This is a genomic window from Gemmatimonadaceae bacterium, from assembly GCA_036003045.1.
Classification (GTDB): domain Bacteria; phylum Gemmatimonadota; class Gemmatimonadetes; order Gemmatimonadales; family Gemmatimonadaceae; genus JAQBQB01.
This window is the reverse complement of record DASYSS010000032.1, coordinates 39,854-60,290: the sequence shown is the minus strand read 5'-3', so window position 1 is coordinate 60,290 and position 20,437 is coordinate 39,854. Positions and strand designations below refer to the sequence as shown.

The following is a 20,437-nucleotide window of genomic DNA, read 5'->3' as shown; positions in this document are numbered from 1 at the left end:
CACGTCGGTGGCTGGCCCTGCGGTGTCACTACAGAGGGTCCATGCTGATCGCAGGAGTTCTTCTCGCGACGGCCATCGCCGTGCAAACCCCCGAGGCCGACACCGCCGAGGCGCGCCGGCTGCTGCGCCGCGCGGATTCAGCGTTCAATCGCGCCGACGCGGCGGGGTTCAAACAGGCGAGCGTAGTGTATCACCGAGCGCTCGCCATCTACGAAAACGCGCACTATTTCTCGGGACAAGCGAGTGCGGCCAACAATCTCGGGCGCATCGCCGTGCGGACAGGTCGTCCGGATTCGGCGGTCATGTACTATCGCCGCGCCGCGGCACTTAGCCACGCGACAGATGATTCGACGAACGAAGGAATATTCGTCAATAACATCGGCGACGCGTTTGTCGATGCGCACAGCCCCGACTCCGCGCTGTACTACTTTCGCCAGTCTGTTCCACTCCTTTCTCGGACCGCGAAGTACGCTGCGCTCGGCTGGTATTCTCTTGGCCGATTCTACGGCAACGCGGGGAGTCTAGACTCGGCCCTCGCGAACTTCGCTCGTGCCGATTCGGCGGCAAACGCAGCGAAGGACACCCTTCGGGCGGATCTGGTGGCCTACGCCGTGCTCGCGGCGTATGGAGATGCCAATCGCCCCGATGCGGTTATCGAGCGCTATCCGGCCCTGTTGGCGAAACTGCGAGCGCGCCACGATTCGGCAGCGGAGGATTACCTGTTGAACGTCGTGGGTCTCGCCAGGCGCGCGCGCGGCGATTTCTCCGGCGCACGGGCAACGTTCCGCGAAGCGTTCGCGCTCGCTCGGCTCCGCCGAAACGCGGGTGATGAGGGACAGTATTTGTCCAACATCGCCACCACGTTCGGCGACTACGAACACACCGCGGATTCGGCGGTCCCGTACTATCGCGCGGCGGCCGATGCGCGACACCGCGCCGGCAATACCAAGTCTGAGGCCTTGACGCTCGCGTATCTCGCGGACGTATATCGCTCGTATCCGAAATACGATTCGACGATCGCGATACTACGGCGCGCAGTCGACCTCGAACACCGGACTGGATATCACCTCGCCGAGGCGCACGACCGCGCCGACCTCGCCGACGTCCTCGAGGATGTAGACCGAGAATTGGAGGCCGACGAACAGTATCGCCTGGCGCTCAAGCTGGCGCGAATGGGAGGCGATCAACCCGTCGAGGCGCGGGCGCTGAACGGCCTCGGCATCGTGTACACCAACTACTGGGGCGAGCCCGATACGGCCGCCGTTTACCTTCGACGGGCGGTTGATGTCGCGCGTCGCGGCTCGCCCGATCTCGTCGCAACGGCGCTCACGAATCTCGGAGCCGCCCTCGAAGCGCAAAACAAGCCCGACACGGCGCGCCTCGTTTACATCGATGCGCTCGAGACCGCGAAGCGCGCAAAGGAGCGCAGCCTGTCCCGGTATTACAGCATGCTTGGTGACTTATATACCGACATGGGACGGGACTCCGCGAAGATTCTACTTGAAGCTGGGGTTCGCGCCGCCCGGGAGGAGAGCAGCCTCGGCGATGAGGCCGATGCGCTTCGAATGTTGGGTCGATGGTACCAGGTGGCCGCGTCGCCTCGGCGGCTGGATCTCGCGGGTCAGTACTATGACTCCTCCATCGCGATCGGCGGTCGCATCGCTCGAGTGTTCAAGCGCGACGTCGAACGCGTGCGAATCGCCGAGCAGAACTCCACCACGTATGACGCCTGGGTCTCCGCCACGCTGAACATAGCTGCCGATGGGGCGATCACGCGCGAAGCCGCGTTGCGGGCGCTCGCCGTCAGCGAGCGAAGCCGGTCACAGGCACTCCTCCGTTTGGTGCGCGAGCGCGCGCAGAACGAAGCCAACGTAGTGCAAGCCGGCGGCGATCTTCTCAGTGAGGGGGCCGCTGTGCTTCGCGCCACATCATTGCCGGGGACGACGACCCTCGCTTACCACAGTACCTACGACACCCTTGTCATTTGGGTGCTTCGAGATCGCGATTCGGTCACGGCGCACGTGAGGCGTATTGGCTGGGATTCGCTGTCGACGCTGGTCGCAGAGTTGCGCGACGGGCTCCAGACCGATGGAGCGGGGTCTCGCGGACTAGTGCTCGAGAAGCGCGATGCTGCCGATTCAGCGCCCGACACTCAGCGGGGCTTGCACGCGCGCGGCAACCGCCCCGCCGTTTCAACGGCGGTGCTTTCGGAACTGCGAACCTACCTTCTCCCGCCCGAGGTGTTGGCCGAGCTACCACCTGCCGGCGAATTGCTGATCGTCCCGCACGGACCGCTATCGGCGGTTCCCTTCGCGGCATTGTCGACTCCGGATGGAATGCCGCTCGGCGAGCGCTTTGCGATTCGATATGCGCCGTCGCTCACGACACTCGCCGCGATTGCCGAGGGGCCGGGGTCCGGCGAAGGCAGAGCTGACGCGTCATGGCTCTCGCGCTCGATCGTCGTAGCGAATCCTCGCATGCCGGTCGTCACCGATTCCTCCGGGAATCGAGTCCGACTTCCGGCGCTTGACGGAGCCGGTGCAGAAGGCAGGTGGCTCGCCGCGCGCCTCAAGACGACACGACTTCTCACCGGTCCGGATGCCAACCTCGCAGCGCTTCGCGGGGTGATCACCGACTCCGTGCCCATCATCCATTTCGCCACGCACGGCTACGCCTACAGCTCCGACGCGCACGAGCGCGACAGCTTCATTGCCTTGTCACCGCGGGCCGCGGATGATGGTTTGCTCACGATCACCAAGATCCTCGATTCGTTGCCCCGGCTCCACGCCGACCTCGTCGTGCTCAGCGCGTGCCAAACGGGCCTCGGGAATTTGGCGCAGGCTGAGGGGACGATCGGACTTCAACGCGCATTCATCGCGCGAGGCGCGCAAAGCGTGCTGGTCAGCCTTTGGAATGTCTCGGACGACGCGACCGCGCTGCTCATGCGACAGTTCTATTCACATTGGCTCGACGATCGTGACTCTCCCTCTAAATCGGAGGCGCTCCGCCGGGCGCAGAGCGATGTGCGGCAAAAGAAACAGTTCGAGCAACCACGCTACTGGGCGGCGTTTCAGCTCGTAGGAGCACGATGAGAACGCCGTCGATGGTTCGGGCTCGTTTCGCGGGCGCAGCTCTCTCGCTCGTTTGCATCTGCGTGCTCGCCGTTTCCAGCGGCGCCGCGGCGCAGCGGCCGAGTGGCGCTCGTTCGCCCACGCTCGCGCAAGTACTGCGGCTCGACACGCTTCGTCGGGCATCGGTCGACGCGATGATGGCCGGCAAGTTGGACACGGCCGTTTCTCTCGCCGACGCCGCCGTCAACTTCGCGCTTTCCATCGGCGACCGATCCGTAGCGCAGCTCCGCGCCTACACCGGCCGTGTTGAGTTTCAATTGGCGCGGCGGCTCGGCGCTGCAGGTGACCTTGGGAATGCCGGTGCGCATGCCTTGCGCGCTGCGGAGCTGGGCCTCGCTGGTGGCGACTCGGTACTGGGAACCTGGCCGGCCGCAGATACAGGATTCGTCTATTTTCGAAAGTTCGCCGCTCAGCTGGCGAGCCGCGGACGGCGTGACTCCGCGGTCGCCGCGCTCGACGAGGCGCTGAAGATGGCCCACGCGGCCGAACGTGCCCGCTCGCGCGTCGCATTCTGGAGTATGACCGCGCCTGCCACATTCGCGCGAGCAAAGCTGCGCGCCGTGGACGGCGATTGGAGCCTAGCGCTGGCCGACTACCGGTCGATGTGGGCGTCGCGCGATTCGCTCGATCCCCGCTTGCGCGCCTATGCAGCCATAGGCATCGGCGCGGGGCACTTCGCCTTGGGACGAGCCGACTCTGCGCTTTTTTATTGGTCGCATCCGGGCCGATCAGACGTCTACTACAGTGGCCTTTCCTGCGCGGCCGATGCACAGCGCGCGCGCGACGCGGTGTATCTGGCCGCTCTCGAGGTGCGAACACCTGACACCACGGTGATGCGGCTGATCGACGGCGCGGCGAGTGAGGTTGCCGACTCGGGCCGGGGTCCGCCCGCCGACCAAGTCGACCAGATCCCCCCTTTCCCGGCTCTGCTCACAGTTCGCGAACTCGGTGACGAAACCACGCGCGCGTATCTGCGAGCCATGCCGGTCCTCGGGCGTGAACGGGCGGTCGGCGCGGCGATGATCGCCAAAGAAGCGACGGTGAGGCACGCGACGCTCGACTCGCTGAACGCGGCCGGCGGCCGCCGGCTAGGCCACCCGTACGTTGATATTCGCGTATATCCTCGCCCCTGTAGCGACCGCATTATCGGCGCGGAAGAGTTGTCCGGGGCCTCGTCTGAGATCATCGATCGGATTCAGTCGCGAGGCCAAACGGCGCTCGCGTATCGGCGCGTCCGCGACAGCCTCGCCGTATTCTTGATTTCGCGCTCGGGCGACCTGCTCGAGGAAACCGTTGGCTTTTCAGCGCCGCCGTCCGCTCCGTCGTCTCAGCCTGACTCGCTCCGTCGCCGGTTCATTCCGGCGACGATCGCGCCGTTCGTTCCGGACACCGGCACCATCATCATCGTGCGCGACACGGCCCTCGTCGGCGTTCCGTTTGATCGGATGTTGCCGAACGTCCACATCGTCCTCGCGGACTTGCTCGCGGACTATGCCGTCGCGCTTGGACCATCGGTGGCGAAGCCCACGGCGGCGATTGCAGCGGCCACGTCCCGTGCCCAGCCTTCGCGAGCAACTCCCCAAGCGGCGCCGGTTGCCGCATGCCGCCTGCCGGCGACACCCGTCGTTGACGACGTAACGCCGCTCCGGCGCGCTATCACGCCATCGGATTCGCTTCGCGCATATAGCACGACAGCCTATCGGTTGTTTTCTGATCTCTTGCGAATGACCGACAGTTTGTCGCAACACGTTCGCGATAGCGTACTGCGGCGACTGATTGCGCCGACACGAGATTCGGCGTTTGCCGCCCAGGAGTTCGCCGCGGCCGCCGCGCTGAAGGCGAGTGATACCCTCGCGGCCGCGCGGCTGCTCCTCGGATTGGGCCTTGCGCGGGCCGAGCGCGCCAACGATTGGCGTGAGAAGCAGGCGGACACGTGGCGTGCCGGTGCAGCCCGGGCCTTGGCCACATCTGCCGATCTTAGCGCGCGCAGCAGCGCGCGCAGTACCGAATACAGGGCGCTCGAGGCGTTGGCAGAGGTCACATCGGATGACGACTCGGTGCTCGCCAACGCACGCCAGCGTTCGCGGCTTGCGAAGCAGCTGGGCGATCGAGCGGCCGAAGCGCGTGCTCTCGTGGCGCTCGGCAAGCTGCTACCAAGCAATGCCGCTGAGCGGCACAGCGCCTACACACGGGCCTCGCGCCTGGCGTTCGATGAGCCGGACTACGCGGAGGCCTTGGCATCGCTGCCTCCGAACCTGGCTTCGCAACTCGAAACGCTGATTCCTTGGGACGACGCACTCGACGCCAGCTTCTCTAGCCTGTTCGGCGTCCCATCCAGCGTCCCAAATCTTCATCGCATGGCCCTCCGTCTGGCCGCGAGCGGGGACACGTCGAACGCTGCGCGGCTGCTCGACGCCGTCGCCGCCATCTTCCAGGCGCGCATCACGAAGTTCACCGTCGACTCCGCGATGCTCGACTCCGCGCGGCAGACGTTGCGCGCCGCGCATACTCTCCGCCTGCACGCGAACGACGGCGCGGGCCTGGCGCGAACATTGATGCGAATGGCCGCCGTCGAAGGAGCGGTGGCGACGGACTCTGTCAAGCTCGCAAGTGTAGTTCGACTCGTCGATTCGGCTGCCGCGGTCGCGGCGCGCGGAAATGCGATTGGCGTCGCCGCGCGCGCGAGACGGACGCGCGCACTCCTAGCGCCCCCTCGAGATAAGAACGGGGCGCCGCTGATCGGCGCGTTGCTGCCGCTTTCAACCCAGGCGATTCGTGGCGGCGATACAGCTCTGGCCGCCGAGATCCTGACGCAGATCGCCTCGCTCCACGCTTCCAACGACCGCCTGGACTCGGCCGTCGTCGTGCTCCGAAGCGCCACCGCGCTGGCGCGGCAGAAGGGCGACGCACGCTTGGCCGGCAATCTCGAGGAACAGCTGTCGTTCCTGTGGCGCGCAGTCGGGCGGCCCGACTCCGCGGTGACGTCGCTACAGGCGAGCGTCGGCCACGCCGCCGCAGTGGGGGAGGAGTCCACGGCGATGGCCCGCGAACTCGAGCTGGCCGATGCCCTGTCGGCGGCCGGTCAGCCCTCTGTCGCGCGCACGCTACTTCGATCCGTCCTCGACCGAAGCATGCAGATCCCGCCGCACGACAAGTCCGAGGCAGACACCCGCATGTCTCTCGTCGGGCGGTTGTATGCTCAGCTGGGTCGCGACGACTCGGCGGCGGCAATGTTTTCTCGCGCAGTGTCCACGTCGGCGCCGCGAGAGCATCTCACGTCGTGGGCCACGATATTGCTCCGCTCGGGCTGCCTCGATTCGGCGAACACCGTGGTGCAGGCCGCCTTCTCGGCCGCTCAGGGACCGATCCCTGATCGCATTGCGGTCGCCCGCATGCTCGAGGTGGTTGCTGATCTCGAGTTGCGAGCCCGCTCGCGCATCGACAGCGCGATTCAATACCGCGGATGGGCGAGCGCGATTTGGCAGCGCGCGCACGTCGACACCGCCGCCGCACGTGACTACACGCAGATCAGCCGATTGTACGATCAGATTCAACGCTCGGATTCCGCGGCGTTTTTCGCGGACCTTGCCCGCAGAAGCGGCGGCCAGATCATCGCGGGCGCATCGTCGAGCGTGACAGTCCAACGCTCACGCGCCGATTCGATTCAAGCAGCGCACGACCGCGGCGATCCCATGGAGGAGGCTCGGCTACTGGTCGCCGATGCCGACCGCCAGCGTGCTACGAGTGTGGATCAGGCCTCGGACGAGTATCAGCGCGCAACGCACGTTCTGGCGGCGCTCATGCGGGGTAGCCCCTCCGAATCCAATCGCATTGCTCTGGCTTCACGTCTCGAGCAGGTGTACGAGCACTGGTCGCTTGCGCTCCTCACCGAGGCGCCGCGCCTCGGGATGCGGCCGAGCATGCTGATCGCGCTGGCGCTCGCGGATCGCGGTCGCGGACAGGTGCTCCAGGATATCCGTCAGACCACTCAGGCCGACAATGATTCCCTCATTCAGCGATTCGCCTCGTTGAATGGAGTGCGCCGTGACTCGATGATACAGATCTCATCGGTGATGCCGGATACGAACGTCGACGACGCGGGGCTTGCCGTCGAGGGTGAGAGGCTGCTCGGGGCCGGCGGATTGGAAGCGCAGGTGCTGTCGTACTTGCTCGCCGACGATACCTTGGTCGTCTGGCTGAAGTCCTATCGCAACGGGGCGTATGAGATTGCCGCGGCGCCGCCGCGCAGAGTCCGTCGTGACTCGATAGCCGGTCTCGTACGCGCGGTGCGCGACCAGCTCGGTGTCGATGGGATTCTCACGCGAGCTGGGACGCGCCCCGAGACGAAAGAAAGAGCCCGAGGACTCGTCGCTGGTTTGGTCGGCGATTCCGTGAAGCTTCGCGCGGCGCTTGGCGCGTTGAGCAATGTGCTCCTGCCAGCGGAGATCGCGCGCGTGTTGTCGCCGACAGGCGAGCTCGTGGTCATCCCCCACGGAATCCTTGGGGTAGTTCCCTTCGCGGCGCTGACCGTGCCGCGCGACACGCAGCCGCTCGGCGCTCGTTTTGCGATTCGGTACGGGCCATCTCTTGCGGCGGTAGCGGAGATCGAATTTGCGAATACAGGAGCCATGATTTCGCCGCGCCGGTGGCGACAGCCGGCTCTTAGCCTGCTCGACGGGCGCGGCACGCCGTATCGCGACAGCCTCGCCTGGCGCCGTTCGGCGTTGGTCCTCGGCGCACCAACACTTCCGAAAGCGCTCGACGGCTTCTCGCTAGGCCCACTGGATAGCGCGGAGTCCGAGGCACGCACGATTGCCGGGTTGTTCGGCGTCCAGCCCCTCGTGGGACGGCAGGCTTCCGAACAAGAGCTCCGCGCGCGCATGAGTACCGCGACCGTCATACATCTCGCGACTCACGGCGTCGCATTCGCGAATCCATCGGACTCACGGAAATCGTTTGTCGCGCTCGCGGCGTCACGGAACGCGGGATCCGCGGGAGACGGCGTGTTGACCGTGTCCGAGCTGGTCGACGAACGCGCGATCCATACCGAGGCGGATCTGGTCGTGCTGAGCGCGTGTCAAACGGGTTTTGGCGACTTCAACGCCGCGGAGGGCGTCCTCGGATTGCAACGTGCATTTCTCGCCAAAGGTGCTCTCAGCGTGATCGGCAGCCTGTGGAGCGTCGATGACGAGGCGACAAATGCGCTCATGACTGCGTTTTATCGCCACTGGCTCTCCGACACGGACAAGCCCTCAAAGGCCCTGGCCCTACAACGCGCGCAGCAGGCCGTCCGAACGGATAAGCTGCACAAAGCCTGGTCGAATCCGCGGTATTGGGCGGCGTTCCAGCTCGTTGGTGCCGATTGAAGAGCCTTAACGGTGCGGCATGTCGACGAGCAATCGGTTTCCGTCGTGCTTCAACCAGCGAATTGACCACAAAGAGAGCGAATGGGGGCCGTCCCGCCACGATTGGAGAACCTGAGTCAAGGTCTCCATACGGCGAGGTAGTCGAACGTCCTAGAACCGGGGAGCATCCGCGAATCGGTTCTGTCTGGCGTCACCACATGAAGCTCGGAACTGAAGTCGCGCGTCAACGAGTAGGAGAGCAACCGCCCGTCGGGCGGTGGCCGAACCTCCGGCCTCGCGTTGAGAGGCTATCGGGAATATTCGCCGTAGTACCCGAACAACACGGGCTTCACGATCGTGTCGTTGACCACTGAAGCCTGATAAACGTCGCCAACGATATTGTCGTTGAACGTGATCGAGCCGCCGCTGAAAACCCAGGTGCCCGAGTACGTCAGCGACGTATCGATGGTCCTCATGGGAGTGACTACGCGAGCGGCGATGACGTCCAGGTACGAACCAGAGTCGCTTCCGGAGATGGTGAGGATGGCGCCGAGGATCGTCGTGGGATAGCCGTTGGGCGATTGAGGAAGCGCGTACGGCAGCGCCGCGTGGTTGATGGCGCGGAGCGTCCAAGTCCCGCCGAGCGATGCGCCGGATGGAACTACGTTGCCTCCATCGCAGGCAACGGCCGCGATGAGCAGCGCACAAGCAAGCGGCGGGACCCTCAACGGCCCTCCGAGTCTGGAGTCGGCCGGACGGCGTCGCCCGCTCATGAAAACATCGTAATGTAAAATTACATCCGATGTCCACCCCAGTGAGGGGCGGGGGCTTCAGGGTCGCTTACTCTTTGGTGAGCCGTTGGAGCGTGGACCCGTGCCACACGCCGCCTGAATTCCAGCCGGATGTCGGACAGTTCCGTCCGCACGACGGCGGTCAACCTACGGCCAATAGCTGCCCGTCAATGCAGCGCCTACGCTTTCCTGACTCATGCAAAGCGTAAGGAGCTTTCACCATGCGGTCCGAGCACAAAGAAGGCATCGATCGACGCGACTTCATGATGGCAGCCATCGGCCTGGTTGGCACGTCGGCTGTTCTTGCGGGCACGGCCGGCGCTGCGAGAGCTCAGGGCACCAAAAAGTCACAAACGACGGTCTACACCGGCGATGTGATCCACGGGAAGAAAGTCATCAGTGCTCTTGACGTGAATGATCTGGAACGTGGCAAGACGCACGCGTTCTATTTCGAAGGTGTGCAAATGCCCACGGGGCACCACTGGTACGTGTCGGTGATGGTCGCCGTGGGGACGAAGCCGGGCAAACGCATCGCTCTGACCGGCGGTGTGCACGGCGATGAGATCAGTCCGGTGCACACCATACAAACCGTCATGGGCCGGCTCGATCCGGCTCAGATGTCGGGCACGGTGCTGGCGGTCCCTGACGTATCCCGTCCGGCCCTGGAAGGCATGGCGCGCAGGTGGCCGAATTCAGGACGAGGAATCGACCTCGTCGACATCAATCGCGAATGGCCCGGAAACGAGAATGGCGCCAGTGCCGCCAGCCGGCATGCTGGGATCCTGTTCAACCGACTCTTCAAACCGAACGCCGATTACGCCCTCGATTTTCATACGGGGACGACAGGTATGGATGTGACGGCGTTCAATCTTGCCCGAATGGAGTTGCCCGAGGTGCGGGCGATGGCGGAACTCTTTCCGATCGACCAGATCTTCGACAATGCCGCCTATCCCACTTTGCTCGCAAACGCATTCATCGATGCGGGCATTCCCGCACTCACGCCCGAGATTGGCGCTTCACGCATCCTGGACCTCAACATGATTCCCTTGTTCGTGGAAGGCACGATGAATGTGCTCAAGCACCACGGGATCATCTCCGGTCAGATGGGTCGCACCGGGCGGAATACGGACATCTTCATTGGCAACAGCGGGCACACGATCCTGACGACTCATGGCGGATTCGTCGAGCTTCTGGTCAAGCTGAATGACAAGGTCAAAGTCGGGCAGAAGGTCGCCATCCAGCGCAATGCGTTTGGCGAAATAGTGGCGGAATACACGAGCGGGGTGGCCGGCGAGGTCATGGCTCGTCGCTCGGACGCAGTCGCCGAGCCCGGCATTCCGTTGGTCGCCATCTTGTACAACGACCCGGCTCACGAGCTCCCGGTGGACTACTCCGAGTGAGTCCTCCAAACGACGCCAAGACACACAGGGCGGACAGAGACACCGCCGGCTGTTTGGAGTGCGTGGATCACGGCCACTCTGGGGTCTGTCTTGGCGAGTTGCGTACGGCTGTGCGCTCGAAGTCGGAAAACTGAACGCCTGATGTCAGACAACAGGTTCGGCGTGACGCGGTAGAGTGTCGAGTTGAAATGGAGAGTCGCCGCTCAACGCCGAAACCGATGTCAGTCGTCTGATGTCCGTTCCTGTCGTCGCGCGCTAAGCCGTACTCGATCCGGCAATCGAACTCAGGGTGGCCGGCACTCCGCCACTGTCGCGGGCTCGAACCGCCGGTCAATGTACCGAGGCGCCTTCTCGAAGCCAAACGGCGTGTGGTCTTCGGTCATCGAAGTCGGGCTCAGCGTCACCGCCCTATTGACATTCTAGAGGTCAACGCCGAGCTTCGACCTATTGAGTGTCTAGAGGAAAAATGGCCGAACAAAGGGCGGAGCTGCTTCAGGGAACGCTGGACCTGATCGTGTTGAAGCTGTTGCTCGCCAGCCCGGCGAACGGCTGGGATCTCACGCAATCCATTCAGGTTGTGTCGAAGGGGGCGCTCGACGTGAACTACGGGTCGCTCTACCCGGCGCTCCGTCGATTGGAAGCAAAGGGCCGGATCAGAGGTCGCTGGGGCGCGTCGGAGAACAACCGTCGAGCGCGGAGTGACGCCGATGTTTGACTCGATCCGCATCCGCATTCGTGCGTTTCTCAATCGCCGCGTTGCGGACGCCGAGCTGGACGAAGAGCTGCGCTACCATCTCGAGCGCGAGGCCGAGCGGAACGTCGCCAAGGGAATGTCACCCGATGCCGCTCGCTTCGCCGCTCGGCGCGCATTCGGCAACCCGACCGTCGCCGCCGAGCGTGCACGCGACACAATGCGCTTTCGGCCGATCGAGGAGCTCAGACAGGACGTCGGCTACGCGATGCGCGCGTTCCGACGCGCGCCGACGTTCGTCGCCACCGTGGTCGTGACGATCGGGCTTGGGCTCGGCTTGACGACCGCTGCCTTTACCCTGTTCGACGCCTACGTACTCCGTCCCGTCGCGGTACGCGACCCGTCGGCGCTCTATACCGTGGCCGCGCACGGCGGGAACGCGGTGGACTACTTCTTCACCTGGGCGCAAGCCAACGCGATCCGTGACCACCGCGAGGCCGTCGAAGACGCACTCGCATATGACATCTACATTACGCGTTTCCGCGGTACGCCTGTCTTCGGGCAACTCGTTACCGGCAACTATTTCTCGATGCTCGGCGTACCACCGGCCATCGGTCGGACGCTGATCCCGAACGACTCCCGAGCGCCGGGGACGGAAGCGGTCGTCGTGCTCTCGCACGAAATGTGGACGTCGCGGTTCGGGGGCGACTCGTCGATCGTCGGTTCGACGATCGCGCTGAACGGTGTGCGACTCCGCGTGGTCGGAGTCATGACCAAGGGATTCGGCGGCATCGAGAGCGTCCCGTTCGACTTCTGGGCGCCGATCACGATGGGCAGCGTGCTCGATCCGGCGCGCAACTACTTCGATCCGGCGGCGAAACCCAACAACCGGCGCGGAGTGCGGCTGATCGTCCGGCTGCGTCAACGCGTGAGCGTCGAGCAAGCGGCGGCGGCGCTTGCGCCTGCCATCCGGGATTTCACGAAGAGTCGTGGGCCGGATTGGGTGAACGCGACCGCGAACCTCGAGTCGCATAACGGTTCGATTCCGCTCAACGCCGAGACGCTGGCAGTCGTCATTCCGATGGCCATCGCGTTCGGGCTGGTACTGCTCATTGCGTGCGCGAACGTGGCGAACCTCATGCTCGCGCGCGGGATGGCGCGCCAACGCGAGGTCGGAGTCCGGCTGGCGCTTGGCGCGTCACGCGCGAGGCTGATCCGGCAATTGTTGACCGAGAGTCTGCTCCTCTCGGTTCCCGCCGGCGCACTGAGCTTCGTCGTCTCCCGTGCGACGATCGCGCTCGGCATCACGGCGATGTACGCTTCGACGCCGAGTGGCTATGCGGCGTACCTGCGGCCGGTCGCCCTGACACCCGACGGGAGGCTGCTCGCGTTCGTCGCCCTGGCCGCGGTCGCCGCGGCGATTGCCTTCGGCCTGGCACCTGCGCTGCAATCGACGCGGCCGGGAATCGTTCACGCGACCCGGGGAGACTTTGATTCCAACCTTCGCCCTTCGAAGCTGCGCAACGGACTTGTCGTGGCGCAAATTGGAATGAGCGCCCTACTGCTCGTCACGGCAGGTGTGCTGCTGCGCGCCGCGCGCAACACGGACGCGATCTCGCCCGGCATGCGAACGTCAGGCGTCGTCCAGGTGCTTCCGACCGAGGCTTCCCGAGCCCGGGCGCTCGACGTACTCCGTCGCGAACCCGGTATCGGGCCAATCGCGTCGTCGTCCCGCAACCCGCTCGACGGCATTCTGCGGAATGTGGTTCTCCAAACCTCGAGCGATTCGCTGCGCCGCGCGAAATACAACGTCGTCTCGGCGGAGTATTTCAACGTTCTCGGGATCCGAGTACTGGCTGGCCGAGCCTTCACCTCGGACGAAGCGGCCGGCCGGCAGGACGTCGTGATGGTGAGTCAAGCAGCCGCCGGCCAGTTCTGGCCGAACGCCGACCCCATTGGCCAACGGCTGCGGTGGGCTCTCCCCGTCTCCCGGGGTGATTCAGCCGGCCCGGTGTTTCATGAAGGGACGGTCGTCGGCGTCGTGTCGAACGTGAGTCCCGGTTGGATCGGCATGTCGCGTGAATGGCCGCTTCTCTATTTGCCGCAGCCGCTCGACGCAGTAGAAGGGGTCATCCTGGCGCGCGTTCCGGACGCCGGCCAGGCGGCGCTCGCGAAGCTGGAAAGCGATTTGACGCGCGGCGACTCGGCGGCGATTCAGGACATGCACTCGATGACGGCATCGCTCGAAGTGCAGCGGTATCCGTTTCACGCTGCGTACTGGCTGGCGTCGGCCCTCGGACTGATCGCGCTGTTGTTGACGATCACAGGCGTGTACGGCGTCGTGGCGTACGTCGTCGCACAGCGCACGCGAGAGTTCGGCATCCGACTCGCTCTCGGCGCTACGGCCGGCGACGTCGTGGGGCTCGCCCTTCGGCAGTTGATGCGACTCGCGTTCGTCGCGATTGCGGCCGGGGCGCTGAGCGCCCTCGCGATGTCGCGCTACATGGCGTCGCAGTTCACGTTCGTCGACGCGTACAGTGTGACGGGATACGCGACCGGAATCGGCACGGTGCTGCTGGCGTGCGCAATGGCGGCGTACATCCCGTCTCGGCGAGCGGCGACCGTCAACCCCGTCGAGGCGCTTCGAGCGGACTCGTGACCGCCGAACGGCGAGAACTGACGAACGCCGAAACTGCCGAACGACGAAACTGACGAACTCCGAAAATGAAGGCGCTCGCCGTCCGCAGTACCGCGGCGGCATCACCTCGCGGGACTCTTAGGGTTTCTTGACGCCCGCCTGCTTGAGCACCGCTCCCAACTGATCGATCTCCCGCCCGTACGTCGCCCAATCGCCGGCGCGCTGTGCCGCGATGGCGCGATCGTAGTGCTGCTGCGCTTGCCGCAGCATGTCGGCGGTGAGGGCGGTCGAACCCGCCGCGGCCGTGGCCGCGGCGCTTGAATCGCCGGCGAGCGTCGCCGAGGGACGCGCCGGGGCCCCCGCGCCGAACAACAGCGCGAGCCCCTCCTCCAGCGTTTCGCCCATCGCCACACGATTCTCATGGGCGACCACCACCCGCTTGAGCTCCGGAATCGAGCCGCCCTCGGCGCGGAGATACAGCGGCTGCACGTAGATGAGCGAACCTCGAATGGGAATCACCAGCAGCTCGCCGCGAATGACCTGCGAGCCCTTCTGGTCCCACAGCGTGAGCTGCTGCGAGATGCTGGTCTCCTGATTGATTCGGTTGACGATCTGCGTCGGGCCGTACACGAGATTCTGTTTCGGAAACTGGTAGACGACGAGTTTGCCGTAATTCGCGCCGTCCATGCGCGCCGCCATCCATGCCGCGAGGTTGTCCTTTCCCTGCGGCGTGAACGGCGTCATGTAGATGAATTCCGGATTCGTTTCGCCGGGCAGTCGCAGAATGATGTGCCGCAGGAACGGGGTCGTGTTCGCCGCGCTTCCCCCCCTGTCGCCGCCGGGATATTGCCACTGATCTTCGCGATGGTAGAACGCGTCCGGTTCCACCATGTGATACCTCGCGTACAGCGTGGTCTGCAGGCGGAAGAGATCGCCCGGATAGCGAAGGTGGGCGCGAAGGTCGGCCGGCATCGCGTCGATCGGCTTGAAGATCGCGCCGAAGATCGAGGCATAGGTTCGAACGACGGGGTCGCCGGCATCCGCGAGGTAGGCGTCGACCGTTCCATCGTACGCGTCGATCACGACCTTCACGCTGTTGCGCAGGTAATTGACGCCGTTCTCAGCCGGCTGCGAGTACGGCCAGCTGTCGCTCGAGGTGTACGCGTCGAGAATCCACTTCAGGGTTCCCGAATCGCTGACCACGAGATACGGCTCGGCGTCGAAGTCGAGGAACGGCAAGGCGGTCTTGGCGCGCTGGACGATGTTGCGGCGGTACAGGACGCGCGCGTCGGCCGAGAGGTACGACGAAAGCAACACGTCCATCGACCCGAACTGCCACGCGAACAGCGCTCGTCGCAGGAGCGAGCCGACGCGAACGCCGCCGCGACCCGTGTAGTTCGTGTAGACGTTCTTGTCGCCGGCGGGGTAGTCGAATTCCTTTTGCCCCGTCCCGACGAAGACGTAGCTGTTGGTGAGCTGGCCGTAATAGATCTGCGGACGCGTGACCTTGACGGAGACGGTCGACACGGGCGGCAGATCCTTGATGAACAGCACCGGCAGGCCCTCGGCGGTGACCTGGTTCACCGGCGCCATGGCGATGCCCATGCCATGCGTGAAGGTCAGACGGTCGTTGATGAAATTGCGCGTCGGCAGCGACGCCGTGTTGAGCTCGCGCGCCGAGATGTGGACTTGGCGATAGCGGCCGTCGATCATGTACCGATCGTCGCTCACGGACGCGAAGTCATAGTACGTTCGAATCTCTTGGAGCTGGCCGAATGTCTGCTTCAGGAGGTCGCGCTCCCACAGGCGCACGTTGTCGATCGTTGCCGCGTTGGCGCGCACGTCGGCCATGGTGAGTTGGATGTCGCCCTCGAGATCACGCGTGACCACACTGTCGAGCCGCCAGGCGCGGCGTGTCGCCGCGATGTGCCGCTGGAGATATGGGCGCTCGCGCGACAACTCGTTCGGTGCGACGGCGAAGCGTTGAGTCGCCGCGGGAATGAGGCCGCGTGAAACGACGCCCACGACGGCGTACCCGACGATGCCGAGGAAGCCGAACCAGAGAAGCTTGTCGCGAACCACCCCGTACACCACGAGGCCCGCGGCAAGAAGGGCGGCAACGGCCGAGACGCGAATGCCCGGGAGCAGCACGTGGGTGTCGGCGTAGCTCGCGCCGGCGAACGGGCCGGTGGTCGAGGCGAGGATGCCTGCCGAATCGACGACCCAGAGCTGGGCCGCAAAAACGACGAACAGCAGGGCAATCAGCGCACCCACGTGACGCGACGCGACCTGATCGATCGAGGGGCGCCCCGTCGCACCGCGAAAGGACAGCGCGCCCTCGGACAAATACATCAATGAGACTCCGACGATGGCGAGCACGGTGAGCGCCGCGACCGCCGCGAGCACGCCGGCAAGCGCGGGCAGCTGAAACAGGTAGAAGCCGATGTCGCGCCCGAACACCGGGTCGGCCTCGCCGACGGTCGCGGCGTGCATTGCCGTGAGGACCGTCATCCACTGTCCCGCCGCGACGAGTCCAACGACGAACGCGACGACGCCGGCAATGCCGGTGAGCAATTTGGGGAGGAGCCTCGAGAGTTCGACTTGGAGTCCGGCCGGCCTCACGAGTTCCGCCATGCCAACCCATCCGCGTCGCGCCCATGAAAGGTTCGCGTAGAGGAACGCGAATGCGGCGAGCGATCCGACGACGAATAACACCGCGTGCGCCACGAACGACGTCAGGAACACCGACTCGAAATGCACCTCGCGAAACCACAGCCAGTCAGTTGCGACGCCGGCCAGCCATGGGGCGATCAGGACGTCGAACAGGACCGCGGCAACGAGGCCAAGCAGAGCCCAGCGCAGTCTTCTCGAGGGCGGTCGTGCGCGAAAGCCTAGCGCGAGTGGTGGCTCGGGGTGTGTCATGAGCGTTCAACATGGCATGGTCGGGCGTTGCCCACCATCGGCGACCCGCGGTCGGCTTGCGATCGTGGCGGCGGGGATGGCGGCTGGATCACGGCCACTCTGAGGTCTGTTTTCGCGGGCGGGGTACGGCTGTGCGCTCGAATTCGGAAGACAGAACGCCTGATGTCAGACCACAGGTTAGGCGCGACGAGGTGGAGTCTCGATCAAGACCGAGCGTCGCCGCTCAACGCCGAAACTGACGTCAGTTCTCTGATGTCCGTTCCCGTCGTCGAGCGCAAAGCCGTACTCGACTTGCCGATCGAACTCAGAGTGGCCGAGAAACCGCCGTCAGTTATCGCCAGCCCAGCGCCGGTGCGACGTGCGTGAGGATCGACTCGATCACGTGCGCGTTGTATTCGACGCCGAGTGTGTTGGGCACCGTCAGCAGCAGCGTGTCCGCTTCGGCGATCGCTTCGTCGCCTCTCAACTCGTCGATCAACACATCCGGCTCAGCGGCATACGTCCGACCGAACACGGCCCGGAAGTTGTCGATGACTCCGATCTGATCGCTGCCCCGATCGCCGCCGAAGTAGGCGCGGTCGCGATCGTCCATCAACGCGAAGATGGATCGAGACACCGAGACGCGCGGCTCTCGTGTATGCCCGGCCTCGGTCCACGCTTGCCGGAAGAGACGAATCTGGCGGGCCTGCTGGACATGAAAGGGCTCGCCCGATTCGTCCGCCTTGAGCGTCGAGCTCTGCATGTTCATGCCTTTCTGCGCGGCCCAGATCGCGGTCGCGTTGGACGCGGAGCCCCACCAAATGCGATCGCGCAGGCCCGCGGAATGCGGCTCCAGTCGTAGCAGGCCGGGCGGGTTCGGAAACATCGGCCTTGGATTCGGTTTGGCGAACCCTTCTCCTGTCAGCAGCCCGAGAAAAACCTCGGCGTTATGACGGCCCAGGTCTGCGTCGGTTCCGCCCTCCGGCGGCGCGTAGCCGAAGTGACGCCAACCTTCAATGACCTGCTCAGGAGAGCCGCGGCTGATCCCGAGCTGGAGCCGGCCGTTGCTGATCAAGTCGGCCGCGCCGGCATCCTCGATCATATAGAAGGGATTCTCGTACCGCATGTCGATGACGGCCGTTCCGATCTCGATACGGCTTGTCCTGGCGCCGACGGCCGCGAGGAGGGGGAAGGGGGACGCAAGCTGCTGCGCGAAGTGGTGGACGCGAAAGTATGCGCCGTTCGCACCAAGCTCCTCTGCCGCCACGGCGAGCTCGATCGACTGCTGGAGAACGTCGCGCGCGGATCGCGTGGCCGAATGCCGCGATGAGTTCCAGTGGCCGAAGGATAGGAAGCCGATCTTCTTCATGGATGGAAATGTGCTCGCCCCGCAAAGCGCCATGTACTCTCGCGGTATGCATCTGCAACGAAAGAGAACGGTGATCGCGAGTTAGAGCCGCTGCCGCCGATCATTAGGTCTGAGACTTAGGACGACGTTCACAACCAGTACGCTCGGCAAACATCTACGGCGGGTAACGCGGTGCTGCGTCTCTTCCCCCCTCGGATCAGTCAAACCCAGACCCAATCAGCCTCTACGGCGGACGAGCGCGCGGAGCGAGTCATTGGATTGGCGACCCGCGTGTTCGGCGATGGTTCGCGTGCGACCGCGTGGCTCGCGAAGCCGAACCGGTTCCTCGACGGAGAATCACCGCTAGCGGTTGCGCGCGCGAGTGCCGATGGATGCGCGCAAGTCTGCGGAGCGCTCGATAAGATCGCGTCCCACTCAGCCAACTAGCACATCGTCGCCGCACGAGAACAGGAACACCTCGGGCCCAGAACCGATTCACTCCGCAAAGGTGTCGCCGGTCTCTCCCACCGGCTCCGCCGCGTCGAGCAGCATCGACTCGAAATCCAGGTCGCGCTGAATGCGGCGCATCACCTCGTCGTCGATCGATCCGTCGTCGCGCAGGTCGAGCACCGCCCGAAGCTCCGCCTCAATCATCACTCGCCGCAGCCGGCGATACTCGCGCGCCCGCTCGTCGTCGACGAGTCGGTCCACGCCGGAGGTCGCTCCTACGACGTGTTCGTGCCGAAGCCAGGGCGCTTCGCTCTGACTTTCACTGTTCTCCCGCGAAGCCCAGCGTCGCGCGCGCTGGAGGTGGCGGCGGCGAAGATATCGTGACACCTCTGGACGAACCGCCGCATCGTCGCCGGCTGACACGGACTGGAGCGCGTTCAACCCCGCCTCGGCGGCCGCGAGCCGTGCGTGCGCCTCCTCGGCAACCTCGCTACGTCCGCGACGCAGGCGCAGCAGTCGCGCGATCCACGGAAGCGTGGGTCCCTGCAGCACGAGCGACGCGAAGATGACCACGAAGGTGATGAAGATGATTCGCTCGCGGCCCGGAAATGCGGCGCCGGCGGCTGTCCGGAGCGGCAGCGCCAGCGCGATGACGAGCGAGTCGCCGCCTCGCAGGCCTGCCCAAGCGACGAAGGCGACACTGCGCGCTGCCGGGGCGGCTACTCGTTTCTTCACGAACGCCCGCCCGATCGCTCGTAGCCAGTACGCGCTGATCGGCATCCAAACCAAGCGCGTGACGACGACGACCAACGTCACGACAATCGCCTCACCCAGTATCGTCAGGAAGGGCGCGCCGCGCAGCGATCGGCTCACGTCCTTCAGCTCCAGCCCGACGAGGATGAACAACAGGCCTTCCAGCAGAAACGTCACCACGTTCCACATCGCGACCGATTGAACCCGCGTCTGCGGTCGTACGACGCGCGGAAAGACGCGTGCCACGTACAAACCGGTCGCCACGACCGCCAACACACCCGACGCGCCGACGCGTTCCGCGGCGAGATACGACGCGAATGGCGTGAGCAGCGAGATGGTCAACTCTACCGCCGTCGCCTCGCTCGCCACGCGATGGACTTGCAGCACCACGAACCCGACGCCGAGACCGATCGCGACGCCGGCTGTCGACGTAAACAGGAACGTCATCGTCGCCGGGGCAAAGGCGAAGGCGCCGCTCACTGCCGCCGCGACGGCGATGCGGTACGCCACCAACGCCGTGACGTCGTTGAACAACCCTTCGCCCTCGAGCAGGTTCTGAACGGCGGTCGGCAGGCGTAGCGAGCGCAACATCGCGAGCACCGCCACGGGGTCCGGCGGAGCGACGATTGCGCCGAGGGCGAATGCGCTCGCCCACGTGAATGCCGCATCCATGGCGTGAATCGCCGCCGCGACCGCGGCAGCCGAAACCAGCACGAGAAGTACGGCGAGTCTCGCGATCGGTCCAGCCTGATTTCGGACGTCGCGTAGCGGATAGGTCAACGCGCCCCAGTAGAGCAGCGGAGGCACGAACACGAGGAAAAGCGTTTCGGGCGCGAGCTCGACCGTCGGGAGCCCGGGTGTGAGCGCCAGCAGCGCACCGCCGACGACAAGCGCCGACGGATACGGAACTCGCCACCGGTCCGCGAAGAATCGAAGGGCGGTCGCGGCAGCTAGCAGCGCGAGTACCAGCTCGAGAGCGGCCATGCCGG

Annotated in this window: 9 protein-coding genes; 5 read left to right on the top strand and 4 right to left on the bottom strand. The window is 65.0% G+C overall.

Annotation, left to right across the window (positions count from 1 at the left end):
* Positions 1 to 41 precede the first annotated feature (41 nt).
* Both VGQ44_07350 and VGQ44_07345 read left to right on the top strand, forming a co-directional pair.
* Positions 42 to 3,092 (top strand): CHAT domain-containing tetratricopeptide repeat protein, encoded by a 3,051-nt coding sequence (locus VGQ44_07350; protein HEV8446618.1) that lies wholly within the window; start codon positions 42 to 44, stop codon positions 3,090 to 3,092.
* Positions 3,089 to 8,497, top strand: a complete 5,409-nt coding sequence (locus VGQ44_07345) for a CHAT domain-containing protein (protein ID HEV8446617.1) — start codon at positions 3,089 to 3,091, stop codon at positions 8,495 to 8,497. Before VGQ44_07350 ends, VGQ44_07345 begins: the two co-directional genes overlap by 4 nt.
* 287 nt (positions 8,498 to 8,784) lie before the next feature.
* Here VGQ44_07345 and VGQ44_07340 read toward each other — a convergent pair whose 3' ends face one another.
* Positions 8,785 to 9,204, bottom strand: a complete 420-nt coding sequence (locus tag VGQ44_07340; protein ID HEV8446616.1) for a hypothetical protein — start codon at positions 9,202 to 9,204, stop codon at positions 8,785 to 8,787.
* Between the two features lie 284 nt (positions 9,205 to 9,488).
* Between VGQ44_07340 and VGQ44_07335 the strand changes: the two genes are divergently transcribed.
* The 3 genes from VGQ44_07335 to VGQ44_07325 all read left to right on the top strand — a co-directional run bounded on the left by VGQ44_07335 (position 9,489) and on the right by VGQ44_07325 (position 14,017).
* Entirely contained in the window at positions 9,489 to 10,667 is a 1,179-nt protein-coding gene (locus VGQ44_07335; protein ID HEV8446615.1) for a succinylglutamate desuccinylase/aspartoacylase family protein, read from the top strand.
* Positions 10,668 to 11,133: 466 nt separating this feature from the next.
* Positions 11,134 to 11,382 carry a helix-turn-helix transcriptional regulator gene (locus tag VGQ44_07330; protein ID HEV8446614.1) on the top strand — a complete coding sequence of 83 codons (249 nt, stop codon included), beginning with the start codon at positions 11,134 to 11,136 and terminating at the stop codon, positions 11,380 to 11,382.
* Positions 11,375 to 14,017 carry an ADOP family duplicated permease gene (locus tag VGQ44_07325; protein ID HEV8446613.1) on the top strand — a complete coding sequence of 881 codons (2,643 nt, stop codon included), beginning with the start codon at positions 11,375 to 11,377 and terminating at the stop codon, positions 14,015 to 14,017. The genes VGQ44_07330 and VGQ44_07325 overlap by 8 nt, the downstream gene beginning before the upstream one ends.
* A gap of 117 nt (positions 14,018 to 14,134) precedes the next feature.
* Here VGQ44_07325 and VGQ44_07320 read toward each other — a convergent pair whose 3' ends face one another.
* The 3 genes from VGQ44_07320 to VGQ44_07310 all read right to left on the bottom strand — a co-directional run bounded on the left by VGQ44_07320 (position 14,135) and on the right by VGQ44_07310 (position 20,432).
* The gene (locus VGQ44_07320; GenBank protein ID HEV8446612.1) at positions 14,135 to 16,918 is read right to left on the bottom strand and encodes a UPF0182 family protein; all 2,784 of its coding nucleotides are present in this window, start codon (positions 16,916 to 16,918) and stop codon (positions 14,135 to 14,137) included.
* Between the two features lie 331 nt (positions 16,919 to 17,249).
* A complete protein-coding gene (locus tag VGQ44_07315; GenBank protein ID HEV8446611.1) occupies positions 17,250 to 18,266 on the bottom strand; it encodes an LLM class flavin-dependent oxidoreductase in 1,017 nt (338 codons plus the stop codon).
* Positions 18,267 to 18,740: 474 nt separating this feature from the next.
* Positions 18,741 to 20,432 carry a Na+/H+ antiporter gene (locus tag VGQ44_07310; protein ID HEV8446610.1) on the bottom strand — a complete coding sequence of 564 codons (1,692 nt, stop codon included), beginning with the start codon at positions 20,430 to 20,432 and terminating at the stop codon, positions 18,741 to 18,743.
* Positions 20,433 to 20,437: the final 5 nt, after the last annotated feature.

Excerpts from the sequence above, each read along its gene's own strand:
- VGQ44_07350 (HEV8446618.1), top strand. The coding sequence starts at position 42 with ATGCTGATCGCAGGAGTTCTTCTCGCGACGGCCATCGCCGTGCAAACC.
- VGQ44_07345 (HEV8446617.1), top strand. The coding sequence starts at position 3,089 with ATGAGAACGCCGTCGATGGTTCGGGCTCGTTTCGCGGGCGCAGCTCTC.
- VGQ44_07335 (HEV8446615.1), top strand. The coding sequence starts at position 9,489 with ATGCGGTCCGAGCACAAAGAAGGCATCGATCGACGCGACTTCATGATG.
- VGQ44_07330 (HEV8446614.1), top strand. The coding sequence starts at position 11,134 with ATGGCCGAACAAAGGGCGGAGCTGCTTCAGGGAACGCTGGACCTGATC.
- VGQ44_07325 (HEV8446613.1), top strand. The coding sequence starts at position 11,375 with ATGTTTGACTCGATCCGCATCCGCATTCGTGCGTTTCTCAATCGCCGC.
- VGQ44_07320 (HEV8446612.1), bottom strand. The coding sequence starts at position 16,918 with ATGACACACCCCGAGCCACCACTCGCGCTAGGCTTTCGCGCACGACCG.
- VGQ44_07315 (HEV8446611.1), bottom strand. The coding sequence starts at position 18,266 with ATGAAGAAGATCGGCTTCCTATCCTTCGGCCACTGGAACTCATCGCGG.
- VGQ44_07310 (HEV8446610.1), bottom strand. The coding sequence starts at position 20,432 with ATGGCCGCTCTCGAGCTGGTACTCGCGCTGCTAGCTGCCGCGACCGCC.